Genomic DNA, 16,957 nt, shown 5'->3' on the forward strand with positions numbered 1-16,957 from the left:
CCCGAGACAACGGCAGATTCAGTCGACGGAGTCGAAGGTCTCCGGGCGGTGCTCGACGTCGAAGTGGTCGGTGGGCCAGAAGACGACGGCGACGCGCCCGACGACGTCGGAGACCGGTACGAACGCGCTCTGGCACCCCTCGTCACCTGACTTCTGACGCTCGGGGCTGCACAGGTGGAAGGACGAGTCGGCGGAGTTGGCGCGGTTGTCGCCCATCACGAAGAGCCGGCCCTCGGGGACGACGGCCTTCCAGCCCCGGCAGCCGCCCTCGACGTACGACCCGTTGTCCTGCGCCATCGGACCGTCACAGGTATCGGACGGGGCGATGAACGAGGACTCGTCCAGAGGCGTCCCGTTGACCACGATGCGACCCGACTCGCAGCACTCCACGGTGTCGCCGGCGACTCCGATGACCCGCTTCACCAGGTGGTCGCCGGTCGGGTAGAGCCCGATCTTGGCGAGCACGGCCCGGAAACCGGTCGGCGCCGGCGGCACCTGGTTGGTTGAGAGCCAGTCGCCGGGATCGGCGAAGACGACCACGTCGCCGCGCTCGGGTGTGCCGGTCCAGTAGGACGGCTTCTCCACCAGCACCCGGTCGTTGACCTCCAGCCCGGGCCGCATCGACTCCGAGGGGATGTAGAACGCCTGGGCCAGGAAGGTCTTGATCACCACCGCGAGCAGGATGGCAGTCACCGCGATGATCACGATCTCGACGACCGACCTCAGACACCCCCTCGACTGCCCGCCCGACCTCGCCGTCCCCTCCACCTCTGCCCCCATGGCCCCGACCCTATCCAGAGGAGGGTCCACGTCCGGCGCAATCCGGAATTCGGGAGCGCGCGGCGTTCCCCGCCCTGGTAGCTCCTCGCTCCGGGCCCTCTGGCGCACGTCGATAAGGTCGGAGCGTGTCCGATCTCGACCAACGCCTCCACGCTCTCGAAGCGGATCTCAGGACTCGGGGGAGCGTGCTGGTCGCCTTCTCCGGTGGTGCCGACAGCGCCTTCCTCCTCGCGGCCGCGACCAGGGCTCTGGGCAGCGCCGACGTCGCCGCGGCGACCGGCTACTCACACAGCCTGCCGGTCTCCGAGCGGGATCCGGCCGCCGAGTTCGCGAGGAGCCTCGGCGTACGCCTCATCACCCCGCAGACCCATGAGATGGAGCGGGAGGGCTACCGGGCCAACGGCACCGACCGGTGCTTCTTCTGCAAGGCCGAGCTGCTCGACACCCTCACCCCGTTGGCCCGCGAGCTCGGCCTGGCCCACGTCGCGACCGGCACCAACGCCGACGACGCGATCGAGGGGCTCAACGGTCTCCGGCCCGGCATCCGCGCGGCCGCCGAGCGTGGCGCGATCACCCCGCTCAAGGACGCCGGCCTGACCAAGGCGCAGATCCGTGAGGCATCGCGCCGCTGGGACCTGCCGACCTGGGACAAGCCGGCGGCCGCCTGCCTCTCCAGCCGGATCGCCTACGGCCTCGAGGTCACCCCGCGACGGCTCGCGCGCGTGGAGCAGGCAGAGCAAGGCGTACGCAGCCTCCTGGCCACCCACGGCCACGACGCCGCCCGGGTGGACCTGCGCGTGCGCGACCACGGGGAGAAGGCGACGGTCGAGCTGTCGGCTAACCTCCTGCCTCTCGACCCCGACCATGCCGACGAGGTGCTCAGGACCGTGACAGACGCAGGATTTCCCGCCGCGGAGATCGACCCGCGGGGCTTTCGCTCCGGATCGATGAACCAGAAGGCCGTGAAGTGAGCGAGCGCCAGCGAGCGAGCCACGAGCACAACACGCCGTCTCCTTCGTATTCTCGCGCTTGCGCTACGGAGGTGGCGGCGTGAGGGAATTCTGGGCCACGATCACCGCCACCCAGACCGTTCCTGAAGCACCCTGGCTGATCGGCGCCGGGCTCGTCGCCCTGGCACTCGTCGTGTGGCGTACGTCCTGGCGCACCGTACGCCTCGGCGTCACCGTCGTCCACGAGGCCGGCCACGCGGTGGTGGCGGTCCTGGTGGGACGGCGTCTGGCCGGGATCAAGCTCCACTCCGACACCTCGGGCGTCACGCTCTCGCGCGGCAAGCCGTCCGGGCCGGGGATGGTGGCGATGCTCGCCGCCGGCTACCTCGCCCCGGCGCTCCTCGGCCTGCTCAGCGCGACCATGCTCGCCGCCGGCCACGCCCTCGGGCTGCTGTGGCTCCTGGTGGCGGCGATGCTCGTGCTGCTGGTGTGGGTACGCAACGGCTACGGCCTCGTCGTCCTGCTGGTGCTCGGCGCCGCGCTCGGCGCGATCAGCTGGTACGGCGACGACCGCATCCAGACCGTCGTCGCCACCCTGGTGACGTGGCTGCTCCTGCTCGCCTCGCCGAGGCCGCTCCTGGAGCTCCTCGGTCGCGGCGAGCGAGGCCGCCGCGGCTCCGACCCCGACCAGCTCGCCGGCCTGACCGGCATCCCGTCGGTGCTCTGGATCCTCGTCCTGCTGGTCGTGAACATCGCCGGCCTCGTGGTCGGCGTGCAGACCCTGATCCCGGACCTGAGCTGGATCTAGCCGGATCCAGCTCAGGTCCAGCCGGTCAGAGCTCGAACTCGTCGGCGATCTGGCGCAGCGCGGGGGAGACCTTCTTGGCCAGCTCGCGGGTGGGCGGGCGGCCCTGGGCGTAGCCGTCGCGGATGTCGTCGAGGAGCTTGATGACGTTCTCGACGATCAGCTCCATCTCCTCGGGCTTGCGGCGCTTGGCGGCGCGCTGGCGACCGGAGACGGAGGGGGAGCGCTCGAGGACGGTCACCGAGAGCGCCTGCTCGCCGCGGCGCCCCTGGGCGATGCCGAACTCCACCCGGGTGCCGGCCTTCAAGGTCTTGGCAGCGCCCTCGGGGAGCGCGTCGGCGTGGACGTACACGTCCGGACCGTCGTCCTGCGACAGAAACCCGAAGCCCTTGGTGGCGTCGAACCACTTGACCTTGCCAGTAGGCACGGCAGCTTGCCCCTTCCTCGCGCATCTGCGCTTCAAACGTACGTCGCCCGGCGACTGTGACGGCCGACGCGGGAGAGCCTAGTCCTCAGCGCCCAGCGACGCGTGAGGTATTCCCCTCTCCGGTCGCCTGCTGGCATCGACGGCATCCACGGACGGCTCGGTGTCTCGTCCCTCGTGCGGGTGGGGCATATACTCCGCCTACCCCTCCATAGATTTGCAAATGATTTCGTACACCATTGGTAATCGAGACCACTTATGACGTAAGTTTACGTCGCCAAAGACTGCAGACAGGCACGCCCGGGTGCCAGCAGGCTTCGCGGCGGGGGACTGGGGTGTGTGCCACAGACGGCGCATACCTCTCGGGAATGATGTGACATGGCCACGAGAGGGAGTAATGGCCGAGCCATACGCAAGCACAACCCACCGTCCGGAACGCAAGCCCTGGCAGGGAATTCGAGCGCGTCTGATCTTCGTGCTGCTCATCCCGACCATCGCGGCGATGGTGTTCGGCGGGTTGAGCATTTCGCGCGCCCTCTCAGCCCAGGCGGAAGCACGCCAGGCCGAGACTGTCGCCCAGGCACTGCCTGACACCTACAACCTCGCGATCAACATCCTGTTCGAGCGTGACGGTGCGCTCGCGGGTGTTCCCGAGGTCGTCATGCGGCCGCTGCAGCAGACGACCGACGAGTCGATCGAGGCCTGGAGCGCCAAGGCGAAGGAGATCGACGCCGGCGACGACAAGGACCTCGAGAACAGCATCGTCGAGATCCAGCAGGCGCTGAACGGCATCGACGACCTGCGCGCGCAGATCCAGGAACGGGACACCCAGGTCGAGGCCCAGCTGGCCTACACGACCGTGATGAACAACCTCTTCGGGATCTCGGCGCAGATGCCGACCCTGGAGAACGACGAGGTCTTCTCCAAGATCGCCGCGATCAGCAACGTGCGTCCCGCCTCGGAGGCGATGGGCACCGAGCGCGTGATCATGATGGAGGCGCTGAGCAAGAAGGCTGCCGCCGAGAAGAACGGCCAGGTCAACCCCGACGTCCTCACCGACGAGCAGTTCGCGGAGCTCGCCCGTGCCGAGGCCAAGTGGCGCCTGTCCACGGCCGACTACTACCTCAAGACCTCCGACGAGATCCGCCAGCAGCTCGACGAGCTGACCAACGAGACCACCACCAACGGCTCGATCGGGGCACCTGCCCACCGGGTCGTCAACCAGGTGATCACCAGCGGCGGCATGGACCGGGTCAAGATGACCCCGGACCAGTACACCGGCGCCAGCACGGAGTTCATCCGCGGTCTGCAGAAGATGATCGTCGAGACCGCGCAGGAGATCAGTGACGACGTCGAGCAGATCAAGAAGGACGCGACCCGCGACGCGATCGTCATCGGTGTCCTCGTCCTCGGTGTGCTGATCTTCGCCCTCGCCGTCGGTCTGGTCGCCGCCCGCTCGATCCTGTCGCCGCTGAGCCAGCTGCGCCGCCTGGCCTACAACCTGGCCAACCACGACCTGCCGGAGCGAGTCGCCTACATGAACCAGGCCGACGGCCCGGTCGACACCCATGTGGAACCGCTGGACATCGCCCGCCGAGACGAGATCGGTGACGTCGCGGACGCGTTCGATGCGGTCCACGTCGAGGCGATCCGGCTGGCGGGCGAGCAGGCCGAGCTGCGTACGAACGTCGACAAGATGTTCATGAACCTCTCCCGCCGTTCGCAGAGCCTCGTCGAGCGCCAGCTCCAGCTCATCGACCAGCTCGAGGCCAACGAGCAGGACCCCGACGACCTCGCGAACCTGTTCCGCCTGGACCACCTCGCGACCCGTATGCGCCGCAACGACGAGTCCCTGCTGGTTCTCGCGGGCGGCGAGATCGGTCACGCTGCTCGTGGCCCGGTCCCGGTCCTCGACGTGCTCCGTGCCGCGGCCTCCGAGATCGAGCAGTTCGCCCGGGTCGACATCGACTCCGAGGAGAACGCCGAGTTCGAGGGCGCGATCGCGGGTGACCTCGTGCACCTGCTCGCGGAGCTGATCGAGAACGCCACCAACTTCTCCCCGCCCGACACCGCGGTCACGATCCGCACCTTCCGCGCCGGCCCCGCCGCGCCGCTGCTGGTCGAGATCGAGGACCTCGGTATCGGCATGACGCCGGAGGAGCTCGACGCGGCCAACATGAAGCTGCGCCGCGCGACCGGCCTCGACGCCGACGTCGCCCGGATGATGGGTCTGGTCGTGGTCGCGCGCCTGGCGGCGCGTCACGGCCTCTACATCGAGCTCGTGCCCAACCGCCCCCGCGGCGTGGTCGCGCGCGTCGAGATGCCGGTCACCACGATCGTCGGCGCTCACGCCGAGGCCCCGTCGGGTCAGCAGCAGGGCTTCGACGCCTACGCCTTCCAGCAGGGCGCCTACGGCCAGCAGACCGGTGCCTATCCGGTGGCCGGCGAGCTTCCCTACGAGATGCAGTACGGGATGCCCGCCTACGACGCGCAGCCCTACGCCGGTGGCAATCCCTACGACGTGCCCGTCGGTGCGCTCCCGGCACCCGAGGCGCCCGCCGCCTCCGCGGCCGCGCCGCCGGCCCTGCCGAGCCGTACGCCCGGTGCGTCCAACCACCCCAACCTCTCCAACAACGGCGGTGGCGGCGGCTTCTCGCAGCAGGGCACGAACGGCCACAACGGCTTCGGCCAGAGCGGACCGCACACGGGCCAGCAGCCTGCCTTCGGCGGCGTTCCGCCGATGCCGGGCGACCCGGGCTTCGAGTCCCCGGCCGCGCGCACGGGCAGCTTCCCGGCCCAGCCCCAGCAGTACAGCGGCGGCCAGCCGCAGTACGGCGGCGACCCGTTCGGTGGTGACCCGTTCGGCGGCAACCAGCCGTCGCAGCCGGCGCAGTCGAGCGGACCGCAGCAGAACTTCCTGTCCAACATGCTGCCGGTGCGCAAGGCCGAGGACCTGGCCGCGCGCTTCCCCGACGGCCGCTTCGACCCGGGCACCGAGACCGGCGACCTTCCTCGCCGCGACCCGGGCGCCCAGGGTGGCAGCCCGTTCGGCACCGACACCGGCGCGTTCCGCACCTTCGAGCGTCCCGCCGAGCGCACCACGCCGCGTACGCCGCCGCCGGGCTTCGGTCCCGACGACGACCCGTTCGGTCCCGCCGGTGACGCGATCGCCCCGATGAGCCCGATGGCCCCGGAGCCGACCAACTCGCCGAACCCGCTCGACTCGACCACCGAGGTCCCGATCCTCGACGACGAGGGCAGCTCGATCTTCGACGACCTCCAGTCCGAGTGGTTCACCCGTCGCCGCCCGCTCGGCGCGCGCCGGGCGATGGAGGCGAAGGGCGGTGACCCGCTGAGCGACCCGCTCGCCGGCCCGGCTGCCGGCCCGGCCGCCAAGGCCGGCCAGGGCCCCACGCCCGGCGACGCCGCTGCGCCCGCCCCCGCGGCGGACCGCAGCGAGGCTCCGGTCGTCCAGGACGACGAGCCGACCACGCCGGTCAGCTGGTCCTCGCCGGGTGATGAGGGCTGGCGTCGGGCGCAGGAGCTGGAAAAGCTGCAGGAGCAGGAGCCGGCGACGGTCACCCAGGGTGGCCTCCCGGTGCGTGTCCCGGGTCAGAACCTCATCCCAGGCGCGGCCCCATCGGTCACACCACCGTCATCAGGTCCGCGTAACATGGACGCGCGCCGCACCCGTGGCATGTCCAGCTTCCAGAAGGGCGTCAGCCGCGCCCGCAACAACCCCGCTGAGGCGGAAAGCAACCCCGAAGGTGAGGAGCAGCAGTGACAACGGCCCCCGCAGGACTGGACTGGCTTGTCGACAGCCTGACCCAGCGCACCCCCGACATCGCTCACGCGATCTTGGTGTCGGCTGATGGCATGCCGATGGCCAGCTCCGTCGACTTCCCCCGGACCGGGCCGACCAGCTCTCGGCGATCGCCTCCGGTCTCACGAGTCTTACCCAGGGAGCTGCTCGGTGCTTCGCCGCGGGTAATGTCCAGCAGATGGTCATCGAGATGGACGGTGGCTATCTGGTCCTCATGGCGGTTGGTGAGGGTTCCAGCCTTGCTGCCCTCGCCGCCCCCGACTGCGATCTGGGACAGGTTGGCTACCAGATGCAGCTGCTGATCTCGCGCGTTGCCACCGCCCTCACCCCCGATACCAGAACCGGCGCCTGATGCGCGCCCGAGCTTAGGACCGAGATCGTGAGCAACCACGCCTCCGAACCGCCGCCCCTGGTCAGGCCGTATGCCCTGACTCGAGGCCGCACGCAACCCAAGCGCGTCTTCCCGATGGAAGCCCTGGTGATCACCGACCGCTACGTGATCGACGGCTACGTCCGGTCGCCAGAGGAGCGGACGATCGCGGAGCTCTGCCGCGAGAGCCGTTCCGTCGCCGAGGTTGCGGCGCTCATCCGGGTGCCCCTGGGTGTTGCCCGAGTCCTGATCGGTGACCTTGCGGAGCGCGGCGTGGTGCAGGTGCACGCCAGCAAGGTCCCGGACGCCCCGGACACCGCTCTCCTCGAGCGCGTGCTGTCCGGCCTGAGGAAGCTTTGACAGGAGTAATGCAGTGACCACCGACTCCAAGCAGGCGACGATGTCTGCGAAGATCGTCATCGCCGGCGGGTTCGGCGTTGGTAAGACGACCTTCGTCGGCTCCGTCTCGGAGATCGTCCCCCTGACGACCGAGGCCGTGATGACGCAGGCGACCGCCGGCGTCGACGACCTCTCCGCCGTGCCCAACAAGAAGACGACGACCGTCGCGATGGACTTCGGGCGGGTCTCTCTCGACTCCGACCTGATCCTCTACCTGTTCGGCACGCCCGGCCAGAACCGCTTCTGGTTCATGTGGGACGACCTGACCCAGGGTGCCATCGGCGCCGTGGTGCTCATCGACACCCGTCGACTCGCCGACTCCTTCGGCGCGATCGACTACTTCGAGTCCCGCAACGTGCCGTTCGTCGTGGCCCACAACGTCTTCGGCGCCAACCAGGCCTACAAGCCGGAGCAGATCCGCGAGGCCCTGGCTCTGCGCCCGGACATCCCGATCGTCACCTGTGACGCCCGCGACCGCCAGTCGACCAAGGCGACGCTGATCTCGCTCGTCGAGTACGTCCTCTCCATGGTCTCCACGCGCGCGCTCCAGTAGCCGAGCGTCACCCGACGCCCGCCGTAGCCACGCTCCGGCGGGTGTCGGCGTTTTGATGAGATCTCAATGGCTGCCGTGACTGTGCAGTAGCGGCGTGGGTCTGGGAGGATGACGCGTTGTGCGGAAGTTCAGGTTGTGGTGGCGCAAGGTGACCCCGAAGTGGAACCTGAGGCGCCTGTGGGCGAAGATGTGGTCCGTGATCACGACCCCGTACGCCGATGCGACGGCCGTCGCTGCCGTCGACGAGGCCCGCGCCGCGCTCCTGTCCGACGTCCCAGCCGGTGACGTCGGAGAACATCTCGGTCATGTGGCCGAGAATGGTGCCGGCCCAGGCGTCGTGACCCACCTGTTCGCCTGCACCCGCAAGGGCTACGTCGGCTGGCACTGGTCGGTCACGGTCGTCTACGTCCCGGTCCTGGGCGAGGCCTCCGAGGTGACCGTCAACGAGGTCGTCCTCGTTCCCGGCGACGCCGCGATCGTGGCCCCCGCCTGGGTGCCCTACCGCGACCGGATCAAGCCCGGCGATCTCTCGCCCGGCGACCTGCTCCCGGTCGAGGACGACGACGCCCGGCTGGTCCCGACGTACGCCTTCGGCGACGACCCGCTCGACGCCGACGAGAAGGCGCAGGTGCGCGAGGTCGCCAAGGATCTCGGTCTCGGTCGTGTCCGCACCCTGTCGACCTCGGGCTTCGATGCCGCCGCCGAGCGGTGGTACGCAGGTGAGGGCGGCCCCGAGGCGCCGCTCGCCCAGGCCGCCCCCGACCAGTGCCACAGCTGTGGCTTCCTGGTCCGCCTGACCGGCCACCTGGCCTCGACCTTCGGCGTCTGCGCCAACGGTGACGCCAACGACGACGGCAAGGTGGTCAGCCTCAACCACGGGTGCGGTGCGCACTCGGAGGTGCGGCTGGCGAAGAAGCACGAGCCGCAGCCGCTGCCGGACCCGGTCTTCGACACGATCAGCGACGACGTCGAGGCGTTCTAGCCGAGGCCCTCGGCCCGCAGCCGACGGGCCTTGCGGCGCCGGGTCAGCTCGATGCCGATGGCACCGATGCCGAACGCGGCCAGGCAGGTCCAGATCCACCAGGTCCAGCCGCGGTCGTTGAGCAGACCCCAGAAGGGGAGCAGGGCCACGAACCCGACGAGCCAGCCGAGGGTGGCGAGCTCGAAGGCGCGGATACCGTCCTCGTCGACCAGCTCGATCTTGGGCTCGGGTCGGACCTCGACCGGCTCCTCGACGGGCGGCTGGTCGTAGCCGTAGTCCTGGGAGTAGTCGCCGTCCGCGGGGTAGTAGTCGCCCTCGTACCCGTCGTACTGCTGCTCCGGGTAGCCGCCGGAGTAGTCGTCATCCCGGTACTGGTCACTCATGGCCCCAATCTATCGGGGGCTAGTCTGGAGACGCTGAGCCCCTGCGTACGACTCGACGACCTGGAGGTCCTGATGGCTTCGCTCCGCTGCCCTTGCGGCACCAACTTCCGCACCGAGACCGATGACGAGCTGGTCGAGCAGGTGCAGGAGCACCTCGCCGAGGCTCACCCCGGCCGCACCTACAGCCGGGACGACATCCTCATGCTCGCCGCGATGTCCTGACCGTGTGACGGCGCCCTCATCAGGGCGCCGTCTCTTTCCGGAATAGTTAGCGCCGGTAAGCAGTTATGCTTACCGACATGCCTACCGCACAGCCCGTCTCCGCGCCCGACGCGGCCTCCGACATCCCCGAGGTCGCCTCGGAGCTGCGCACCTCCGTCATGCGGATGCGCCGCCGCCTGGCCAACGAGCGCCACCCCGACAACGACCTCTCGCTGGGGTCGATGGCGGTCCTCGGGGCGCTGTACGCCAACGACGAGATGACCCTCGGCGCTCTCGCCGCACGCGAGCGGGTCCAGCCGCCGAGCATGACCAGGATGGTCAACTTCCTCGAGGAGGGCGGCTACGTCGTGCGCCGCCAGGGTGAGACCGACCGCCGCCAGGTGCTGGTCTCGATCACCGACAAGGGCCGCCGGACCGTACGCAAGGACCGGCTGAGCCGCGACGCCTGGCTCGCCCAGCAGCTCGTCGGCCTCGATGCCGACGAGCTCGCCGCCCTCCGCACCGCCGCTTCGATCATGGAGAGAATAGCCACCAGTTGAGTCCCACGTTCCGTTCCCTGCGCAGCCACAACTACCGCCTCTACCTAGCCGGAAGTGTCGTCTCCAACGTCGGCACCTGGATGCAACGCATCGCCCAGGACTGGCTCGTGCTCAGCCTGGGCGGCGGGGGAGCGGCACTCGGTATCACCACCGGTCTCCAGTTCCTCCCCATCCTCCTGCTCAGCCCCTACGCCGGCGTCATCGCCGACCGCTTCCCGAAGCGCCGCCTGCTGCAGGCCGCCCAGGGCTGGATGGCCCTGATGTCGCTGCTCCTCGGTGTGCTGGCGGTGAGCGGCCACGCCGAGGTGTGGATGGTCTACGTGATCGCCTTCCTGTTCGGCACCGGTGCCGCCTTCGACGGCCCCGGCCGGCAGTCGTTCGTCTCCGAGATGGTCCACCCCGACGACCTCACCAACGCCGTCGGTCTCAACTCGGCCTCGTTCAACCTCGCCCGCCTGGTCGGGCCGGCGCTGGCCGGTCTCCTCATCGGCTGGCTGGGCAGCGGCCCCGAGGCGACCGGCTGGGTCATCCTCGTCAACGCGGTCTCCTACCTCGCCGTGATCGGGCAGCTGCAGCGGATGAACACCGCCGAGCTGCACTCGCCCGAACCGGTCGCCCGGCGCCGCGGGATGCTGCGCGAGGGCATCGGTTACATCCGTACGCAGCCCAAGATGCTGATGGTCCTCGTCATCGTGTTCTTCGTCGGAACCTTCGGTGCGAACTTCCCGATCACCTCGGCGCTGATGGCGACCGAGGAGTTCGGCAAGGGCGCCAGCGAGTACGGCCTGCTCGGCACCGTCCTGGCCGTCGGCTCCCTCTCCGGTGCGCTGCTCGGCGCCCGCCGCACCCGGATCCCGCTCAAGCTGATCGTGGGGGCGGCCACCGGGTTCGGGCTGTCCATCATCGTGTCGGGGTTCATGCCGACGTACGCCTTGTTCGCCCTGACCGGGCCGATCGTCGGGTTCTGCACCATCACGGTCCTCAACGCCTGCAACGCCACCATGCAGACCGAGGCGGCCCCGGCGTTCCGCGGCCGGGTGATGGCGATCTACATGACCGTCCTGATGGGCGGCACCCCGCTGGGCGCCCCGCTCATCGGCTTCGTCGGCGAACACTTCGGCGCCCGCACGACCCTCTACGCCAGTGGCGCCCTTGTCCTCTTCGGTACGCTTGCGGGGGTGCTGCTCCTAGCCGCACTCCGAGGTGGTATCCGGGCCGTTTTGACCCCCTCTCAAGCCGCCGGGTAGCCTCTGAAGCGTGTCTGGGACAACCAGGCCGTCGCGCGTGCCCGGAACAAGCTCGAGAAAAGGGTCTCGGACCCGGGCTCGGCGCCCTCAAGTGGGGATTCGGTTCGAAAGATCCGTCTTCGTGCTGTTGAGGTAAGGGCGACACGCCCGACCTCGGGGGCGAGGCGGGACCAGTTGGTATCGCACCACCTGGACGCACACCATTGGATCCTTCGTGGCAGAGCGCCGCGTCGTGAGAGCAGAATAGAAGGGGAACCACCGAGGTGCCCACCATCAACCAGCTGGTCCGCAAGGGCCGCGAGGACAAGGCGACGAAGTCGAAGACGCCTGCCCTCAAGGGATCGCCGCAGCGCCGTGGCGTCTGCACGCGCGTCTACACCACCACCCCGAAGAAGCCGAACTCCGCCCTCCGGAAGGTCGCCCGTGTGCGCCTCTCCTCCGGCGTCGAGGTCACCGCTTACATCCCGGGTGTGGGCCACAACCTTCAGGAGCACTCCATCGTGCTCGTCCGCGGCGGTCGTGTGAAGGACCTCCCCGGTGTTCGTTACAAGATCATTCGCGGCTCGCTCGACACCCAGGGCGTGAAGAACCGCAAGCAGGCCCGGAGCCGCTACGGCGCCAAGAAGGAGAAGTGAGATGCCTCGTAAGGGTCCCGCTCCCAAGCGTCCGCTCGTCGTCGACCCCGTCTACGGCTCGCAGCTCGTAACCCAGCTCGTCAGCAAGGTCCTCCAGGACGGCAAGAAGCAGGTTGCGCAGCGCATCGTCTACACCGCCCTCGAGGGCTGCCGCGAGAAGACCGGCACCGACCCCGTGGTCACCCTCAAGCGTGCGATGGACAACGTGAAGCCGGCCATCGAGGTCAAGTCCCGCCGCGTCGGTGGCGCGACCTACCAGGTTCCGGTCGAGGTCAAGGGCACGCGTGGCACCACGCTCGCGCTGCGCTGGCTCGTCGGTTACGCCCAGGACCGTCGTGAGAAGACGATGGCCGAGCGCCTCATGAACGAGATCCTCGACGCGAGCAACGGCCTCGGTGCCGCTGTGAAGAAGCGCGAGGACACTCACAAGATGGCCGAGTCCAACAAGGCCTTCGCGCACTACCGCTGGTGACGTACGGCGGGGTGCTTGCAGAACCACGTGGGCACCCCGCCCATCCAGACCGAAGACAATCTCTTTAAGGAACGCTGAAGACAGTGGCCGTCGACATCACCACGGACCTCAATGTGGTCCGCAACATCGGCATCATGGCGCACATCGATGCCGGTAAGACCACCACCACCGAGCGCATCCTGTTCTACACCGGTATCTCCTACAAGATCGGTGAGGTCCACGAGGGCGCAGCCACGATGGACTGGATGGAGCAGGAGCAGGAGCGCGGCATCACGATCACGTCTGCCGCGACGACCTGCTGGTGGAAGGACCACCAGATCAACATCATCGACACCCCGGGACACGTCGACTTCACCGTCGAGGTGGAGCGTTCGCTGCGCGTCCTGGACGGTGCTGTCGCCGTCTTCGACGGTGTGGCCGGTGTCGAGCCGCAGTCGCAGACCGTGTGGCGTCAGGCGAACAAGTACTCCGTCCCGCGGATGTGCTTCGTCAACAAGCTCGACCGCACCGGTGCCGACTTCTACATGGTCGTCGACTCCATCGTCGACAAGCTGCACGCCACCCCGCTGGTCCTGCAGCTGCCGATCGGTGCCGAGTCCGACTTCATCGGCGTCGTCGACCTGATCGAGATGAACGCCAAGGTCTGGCGCGGCGAGACCCAGCAGGGTGAGGACTACGTCATCGAGGCGATCCCCGCCGACATGACCGACAAGGCCGCCGAGTGGCGCGAGAAGCTCGTCGAGACCCTCGCCGAGGCCGACGACGACATCATGGAGGTCTACCTCGAGGAGGGCGACGTCTTCGACGTTCCCACCCTGAAGGCCGCCATCCGTCGCGCGACCCTCGCCGACAAGCTCAACCCGATCCTCACCGGCACCGCGTTCAAGAACAAGGGCGTCCAGCCCCTGCTCGACGCGATCGTCGACTACCTGCCCTCGCCCATCGATGTCGAGTCGATCATCGGCCACGACGTCAAGGACGAGGAGGTCGAGGTCTCCCGCAAGCCTTCCGAGGACGAGCCGTTCTCCGGTCTGGTCTTCAAGATCGCCTCCGACCCGCACCTGGGCAAGCTGTTCTACCTGCGCGTCTACTCCGGCAAGGTCGAGGCGGGTGCGACCGTGGTCAACCCGATCAACGGCCGCAAGGAGCGCATCGGCAAGATCTACCAGATGCACGCGAACAAGCGTGAGGAGATCAACTCGGTGGGCGCCGGCCAGATCGTGGCCGTCATGGGTCTGAAGGACACCAAGACCGGCCACACCCTGTGCGACCCGTCCAACCCGGTCGTGCTCGAGTCGATGAGCTTCCCGGCCCCGGTGATCGAGGTCGCCATCGAGCCGAAGACCAAGGGTGACCAGCAGAAGCTCGGTACGGCGATTCAGCGCCTCACCGAGGAGGACCCGACCTTCACGGTCAAGACCGACGAGCAGACCGGCCAGACCATCATCGCTGGTATGGGCGAGCTCCACCTCGAGGTCTTCGTCGACCGGATGAAGCGTGAGTTCAAGGTCGAGGCGACCGTCGGCAAGCCGCAGGTCGCCTACCGCGAGACGCTCCGCAAGAAGGTCGAGAACCACAGCTACACCCACAAGAAGCAGACCGGTGGTTCGGGCCAGTTCGCGAAGGTCGTCATCTCCGTCGAGCCGAACGTCGACGAGGAGACCGGCCAGGGCGCGGGCTACGAGTTCGTCAACAACGTCACCGGTGGTCGCGTGCCGAAGGAGTACATCCCCTCGGTCGACCAGGGTGCTCAGGACGCCATGGAGTTCGGTATTCTCGCCGGCTTCCCCATGGTCGATGTGAAGGTCTCGCTCGAGGACGGCGCCTACCACGACGTCGACTCCTCCGAGCTCGCCTTCAAGATCGCCGGCAACCAGGCCTTCAAGGAGGCCGCCCGCATGGCGAAGGCCGTCCTGCTGGAGCCGATGTTCGCCGTCGAGGTCACGACCCCCGAGTCGTTCCTCGGCACCGTTATCGGTGACATCAACTCCCGTCGCGGCCAGGTGTCTTCGCAGGAGGAGCGCCACGGCGACATGGTCGTCCAGGCTCTCGTCCCGCTGTCCGAGATGTTCGGGTACGTCGGTGACCTCCGGTCCAAGACCAGCGGTCAGGCGTCGTACTCGATGGAGTTCGACTCGTACGCCGAGGTTCCCACGAACGTCGCCGACGAGATCATCAAGAAGGCCCGTGGCGAGTGACCTTCGGGTCGCCCGTCCAGGGACTTCGGCAGCAACACCACTCAGTACGAGTCAGTAAGAAAATCACACCAGGAGGAGCCCACAGTGGCTAAGGCGAAGTTCGAGCGGACCAAGCCGCACGTCAACATCGGTACCATCGGTCACATCGACCACGGTAAGACCACTCTTACCGCGGCGATCTCGAAGGTGCTGCACGCGAAGTACCCGGACCTGAACCCGGAGTTCGCGTTCGAGGACATCGACAAGGCTCCCGAGGAGCGCCAGCGCGGGATCACGATCTCGATCGCGCACATCGAGTACCAGACCGAGTCGCGTCACTACGCCCACGTCGACTGCCCGGGTCACGCGGACTACATCAAGAACATGATCACCGGTGCCGCGCAGATGGACGGCGCGATCCTCGTGGTCGCCGCCACCGACGGCCCGATGCCGCAGACCAAGGAGCACGTGCTCCTGGCCCGCCAGGTCGGCGTGCCGTCGATCGTCGTCGCGCTCAACAAGTGCGACATGGTCGACGACGAGGAGCTCATCGAGCTCGTCGAGATGGAGGTGCGCGAGCTCCTCAGCGAGTACGAGTTCCCGGGTGACGACATCCCGGTCGTGCGCGTTGCCGCCTTCCCCGCCCTGCAGGGCGAGGAGAAGTGGATGAACTCGGTCGCCGAGCTCATGCAGGCCGTCGACGACTACATCCCGACCCCGGCTCGCGAGACCGACAAGCCGTTCCTGATGCCCGTTGAGGACGTCTTCACGATCACCGGTCGTGGCACCGTCATCACCGGTCGTATCGAGCGCGGCGTCGTCAAGGTCGGCGAGGAGGTCGAGATCGTCGGCATCCGCGAGACCTCTCAGAAGACCACCGTCACCGGTGTCGAGATGTTCCGCAAGCTGCTCGACGAGGGCCAGGCCGGTGAGAACGTCGGTCTGCTGCTCCGTGGCACCAAGCGCGAGGACGTCGAGCGCGGCATGGTTGTCATCAAGCCGGGCACCACCACCCCGCACACCAACTTCGAGGGCTCTGTCTACATCCTCTCGAAGGAGGAGGGTGGCCGTCACACCCCGTTCTTCAACAACTACCGTCCGCAGTTCTACTTCCGGACCACGGACGTGACCGGGGTTGTGACCCTCCCCGAGGGCACCGAGATGGTCATGCCGGGTGACAACACCGAGATGTCGGTCGAGCTCATCCAGCCCATCGCGATGGACGAGGGTCTGAAGTTCGCTATCCGTGAGGGCGGTCGCACCGTCGGCGCGGGTCGGGTTACGAAGATCATCAAGTGATCGTCTGATCCACAGTGAAGGGCCCCCGGAGCCGCAAGGCGAAGGGGGTCCTTTGCTGTGGTCAAGCGATCGAACGAGCGCTGACTCGGCGCAAACGGACCGGAGCGAAGCGAGGACCGGATTGCGCCGCGTCGGCGCGGGCACGAGACCAAGGCGAAAGAAATGACAGAGCCAGACAAGGGCGTACGCCCCGCAAGACCTCACCAAAAGCTCCTGGACGACGGCCGCACGGTACGAGAGGTCCTCACCTACACCCGCCGAGGCAGCCGCCTGGACACCAAGCAGCAGAAGGCCTGGGACGCGTACGCCGCCGAATGGGTGATCCCCGACGAGGCGGTCGACGAGGCGGGCTTCTCGCTGGAGAGCTGGTTCGGTCGCCAGGGTCCGCTGGTCGTCGACATCGGCGGCGGCGTGGGGGAGGCGACCGCGGTGCTGGCGGCCAACCGACCCGAGGCCAACATCCTGGCGCTGGAGGTGTGGCGGCCCGGTGTCGCGGAGAGCCTCGGCCGTGTGGGCGCGGCGGGCGCGACGAACGTGCGGTTCTGCAGCGTCGACGCGCTCTGGATGCTCGAGAACATCGTCGCCCCGGAGTCGGTCCGCGAGATCTGGACGTTCTTCCCCGACCCGTGGCACAAGACCCGCCACCACAAGCGCCGCCTGGTCACTGCCACCAACGCGCGGATGATCGCGGAGCGGCTCGAGTCGGGCGGGACCTGGCGGCTGGCGACCGACTGGGTCGAGTACGCCGAGCAGATGGTCGAGGTCCTCGACGCGGAGCCGCTGCTGAGCGGTGGGGTGGTCGAGCGCTGGGACGAGCGCCCGGTGACCAAGTTCGAGCGCAAGGGTCTGGCCAAGGATCGGGTCATCACCGATCTGCTCTACCGGAGGCGTTGACCC

At 68.1% G+C, this 16,957-nt stretch carries 17 protein-coding genes and 1 pseudogene; 15 read left to right on the forward strand and 3 right to left on the reverse strand.

Annotated elements, in window-relative coordinates; all coding sequences use genetic code 11:
* Positions 1–18 precede the first annotated feature (18 nt).
* Positions 19–780 carry a signal peptidase I gene (gene lepB, locus HD557_RS03275; protein ID WP_196872807.1) on the reverse strand — a complete coding sequence of 254 codons (762 nt, stop codon included), beginning with the start codon at positions 778–780 and terminating at the stop codon, positions 19–21.
* A 125-nt stretch (positions 781–905) separates the two neighbouring features.
* On the opposite strand from lepB, the gene HD557_RS03280 reads away from it, so the two are divergent.
* On the forward strand, positions 906–1,751 hold the full coding sequence (locus HD557_RS03280) for an ATP-dependent sacrificial sulfur transferase LarE (RefSeq protein WP_050800896.1): 846 nt from the start codon (positions 906–908) through the stop codon (positions 1,749–1,751).
* A gap of 79 nt (positions 1,752–1,830) precedes the next feature.
* Complete coding sequence (locus HD557_RS03285) at positions 1,831–2,538, forward strand: M50 family metallopeptidase (RefSeq protein ID WP_196872808.1); 708 nt, start codon at positions 1,831–1,833, stop codon at positions 2,536–2,538.
* A gap of 25 nt (positions 2,539–2,563) precedes the next feature.
* Here the strand turns inward: HD557_RS03285 and HD557_RS03290 are convergent, their stop codons facing one another.
* Complete coding sequence (locus HD557_RS03290; protein WP_008360941.1) at positions 2,564–2,962, reverse strand: cold-shock protein; 399 nt, start codon at positions 2,960–2,962, stop codon at positions 2,564–2,566.
* Between the two features lie 472 nt (positions 2,963–3,434).
* Here HD557_RS03290 and HD557_RS03295 point away from each other — a divergent pair, with 472 nt between their 5' ends.
* The 5 genes and pseudogenes from HD557_RS03295 to HD557_RS03315 all read left to right on the forward strand — a co-directional run bounded on the left by HD557_RS03295 (position 3,435) and on the right by HD557_RS03315 (position 9,086).
* Positions 3,435–6,743: a nitrate- and nitrite sensing domain-containing protein gene (locus HD557_RS03295; protein ID WP_196872809.1), complete on the forward strand. Its 3,309-nt coding sequence runs from the start codon at positions 3,435–3,437 to the stop codon at positions 6,741–6,743.
* Between the two features lie 77 nt (positions 6,744–6,820).
* Positions 6,821–7,134 (forward strand): annotated as a pseudogene (locus HD557_RS03300) (roadblock/LC7 domain-containing protein).
* 27 nt (positions 7,135–7,161) lie between these two features.
* Entirely contained in the window at positions 7,162–7,512 is a 351-nt protein-coding gene (locus HD557_RS03305; RefSeq protein ID WP_008360948.1) for a DUF742 domain-containing protein, read from the forward strand.
* Between the two features lie 13 nt (positions 7,513–7,525).
* A complete protein-coding gene (locus HD557_RS03310; protein WP_008360949.1) occupies positions 7,526–8,104 on the forward strand; it encodes a GTP-binding protein in 579 nt (192 codons plus the stop codon).
* Positions 8,105–8,291: 187 nt separating this feature from the next.
* Positions 8,292–9,086 carry a DUF3027 domain-containing protein gene (locus HD557_RS03315; RefSeq protein ID WP_040756142.1) on the forward strand — a complete coding sequence of 265 codons (795 nt, stop codon included), beginning with the start codon at positions 8,292–8,294 and terminating at the stop codon, positions 9,084–9,086.
* On the opposite strand, the gene HD557_RS28025 is transcribed toward HD557_RS03315, so the two are convergent.
* Positions 9,083–9,469, reverse strand: coding sequence for a DUF2530 domain-containing protein (locus HD557_RS28025; RefSeq protein ID WP_008360952.1), 387 nt, complete (start codon positions 9,467–9,469; stop codon positions 9,083–9,085). The two genes, HD557_RS03315 and HD557_RS28025, sit on opposite strands and share 4 nt — an antisense overlap.
* Before the next feature lie 72 nt (positions 9,470–9,541).
* Here HD557_RS28025 and HD557_RS03325 point away from each other — a divergent pair, with 72 nt between their 5' ends.
* The 8 genes from HD557_RS03325 (at position 9,542) to trmB (ending at position 16,954) form a co-directional block, all read left to right on the forward strand.
* Entirely contained in the window at positions 9,542–9,691 is a 150-nt protein-coding gene (locus tag HD557_RS03325) for a DUF1059 domain-containing protein (protein WP_008360959.1), read from the forward strand.
* Between the two features lie 77 nt (positions 9,692–9,768).
* Positions 9,769–10,230: a MarR family winged helix-turn-helix transcriptional regulator gene (locus HD557_RS03330; RefSeq protein WP_040756146.1), complete on the forward strand. Its 462-nt coding sequence runs from the start codon at positions 9,769–9,771 to the stop codon at positions 10,228–10,230.
* Positions 10,227–11,477 carry an MFS transporter gene (locus HD557_RS03335; RefSeq protein ID WP_196872810.1) on the forward strand — a complete coding sequence of 417 codons (1,251 nt, stop codon included), beginning with the start codon at positions 10,227–10,229 and terminating at the stop codon, positions 11,475–11,477. The genes HD557_RS03330 and HD557_RS03335 overlap by 4 nt, the downstream gene beginning before the upstream one ends.
* A 263-nt stretch (positions 11,478–11,740) precedes the next feature.
* Positions 11,741–12,112, forward strand: coding sequence for a 30S ribosomal protein S12 (gene rpsL / locus HD557_RS03340; RefSeq protein WP_008360965.1), 372 nt, complete (start codon positions 11,741–11,743; stop codon positions 12,110–12,112).
* 1 nt (position 12,113) lies between these two features.
* Positions 12,114–12,584, forward strand: coding sequence for a 30S ribosomal protein S7 (gene rpsG, locus HD557_RS03345; RefSeq protein ID WP_008360967.1), 471 nt, complete (start codon positions 12,114–12,116; stop codon positions 12,582–12,584).
* Positions 12,585–12,667: 83 nt separating this feature from the next.
* Positions 12,668–14,782, forward strand: a complete 2,115-nt coding sequence (gene fusA, locus HD557_RS03350; protein WP_008360969.1) for an elongation factor G — start codon at positions 12,668–12,670, stop codon at positions 14,780–14,782.
* 84 nt (positions 14,783–14,866) lie between these two features.
* Positions 14,867–16,060, forward strand: coding sequence for an elongation factor Tu (gene tuf, locus HD557_RS03355; RefSeq protein WP_196872811.1), 1,194 nt, complete (start codon positions 14,867–14,869; stop codon positions 16,058–16,060).
* Between the two features lie 162 nt (positions 16,061–16,222).
* Positions 16,223–16,954, forward strand: coding sequence for a tRNA (guanosine(46)-N7)-methyltransferase TrmB (trmB, locus tag HD557_RS03360; protein ID WP_196872812.1), 732 nt, complete (start codon positions 16,223–16,225; stop codon positions 16,952–16,954).
* The last annotated feature ends 3 nt before the right edge of the window (positions 16,955–16,957 follow it).

The sequence above is a fragment of the Nocardioides luteus genome, assembly GCF_015752315.1.
Lineage (GTDB): Bacteria > Actinomycetota > Actinomycetes > Propionibacteriales > Nocardioidaceae > Nocardioides.